At 54.7% G+C, this 1,202-nt stretch carries 1 protein-coding gene; it reads left to right on the top strand.

Annotated elements, in window-relative coordinates; genetic code table 11:
- Window positions 1–21 precede the first annotated feature (21 nt).
- Window positions 22–1,172 (top strand): IS3 family transposase gene (locus QCD69_RS22440; protein ID WP_253459590.1). Its coding sequence is split into 2 segments (ribosomal slippage): window positions 22–280 and window positions 280–1,172, totalling 1,152 coding nucleotides; the frame shifts between segments, so codons are not numbered across the junction.
- Window positions 1,173–1,202: the final 30 nt, after the last annotated feature.

The following is a 1,202-nucleotide window of genomic DNA, read 5'->3' as shown; positions in this document are numbered from 1 at the left end:
CTCAAGCAAGAGGTGACTCACATGACAAAATCAGTATCAACCACCAAAAAGCCACGCAAGCAACATACACCTGAATTCCGCAACGAAGCCATGAAACTGGCCGAGCGCATTGGTGTGGCCGCAGCCGCCCGCGAACTCAGCCTTTATGAGTCGCAAATTTACACCTGGCGTAGCAAGCGGCAGCAACAGGCAACGTCCTCTGAACGTGAGAGCGAACTCGCCGCTGAGAATGCCCGCCTCAAACGCCAACTGGCTGAACGGGACGAGGAGCTGGCCATTCTCCAAAAGGCCGCGACATACTTCGCCAGACGCCTGAAATGAAGTATGTCTTTATCGAAAAGCATCAGGCTGAGTTCAGTATTAAAGCCATGTGCCGGGTACTGCAGGTCGCCCGCAGTGGCTGGTATGCCTGGCGTCAGCGTCGTCACCAGATAAACCGACGTCAACAGTTCCGACTTGTCTGCGATGATGCGGTTCGACAGACCTTTGCCAGGGCAAAACAGCGTTATGGAGCACCTCGTCTTGCTGATGAACTGCCGGAGTACAACATCAAGACTATCGCCGCCAGTCTGCGTCGTCAGGGGCTGCGGGCGAAAGCCTCGCGCCGGTTCAGCCCGGTCAGTTACCGTGAGCATGGTCTGCCAGTATCCGAGAATCTGTTGAATCAGGACTTTTACGCCAGCGGCCCGAATCAGAAGTGGGTGGGTGACATCACGTATCTGCGCACCGGTGAAGGCTGGCTGTATCTGGCGGTGGTGATTGACCTGTGGTCGCGGTCAGTCATTGGCTGGTCGATGTCCTCACGGATGACGGCACAGCTTGCCTGCGATGCACTGCAGATGGCGTTATGGCGGCGTAAACGCCCGGAAAATGTCATCGTGCACACAGACCGGGGTGGTCAGTACTGTTCAACGAATTACCAGAGCTTACTGAAACGGCATAATCTGCAGGGCAGTATGAGCGCTAAAGGCTGTTGTTACGACAATGCCTGTGCGGAAAGCTTCTTTCACTCACTGAAGGTGGAATGTATCCACGGAGAGAACTTTGCCAGCCGGGAAATAATGCGAACGGCAGTGTTTAATTATATCGAGTGCGATTACAATCGCTGGCGTCGTCACAGTGCCTGTGGCGGTCTTAGCCCGGAACAGTTTGAAAACCAAAACCTCGCTTAGGGCCGTGTCCACATTACGTGGGTAGGATCA

The sequence above is a fragment of the Erwinia sp. PsM31 genome, assembly GCF_030433775.1.
GTDB lineage: Bacteria > Pseudomonadota > Gammaproteobacteria > Enterobacterales > Enterobacteriaceae > Erwinia > Erwinia aeris.
The sequence above is the reverse complement of the archived record's forward strand: the minus strand, read 5'-3'. Positions and strand labels throughout refer to the sequence as shown.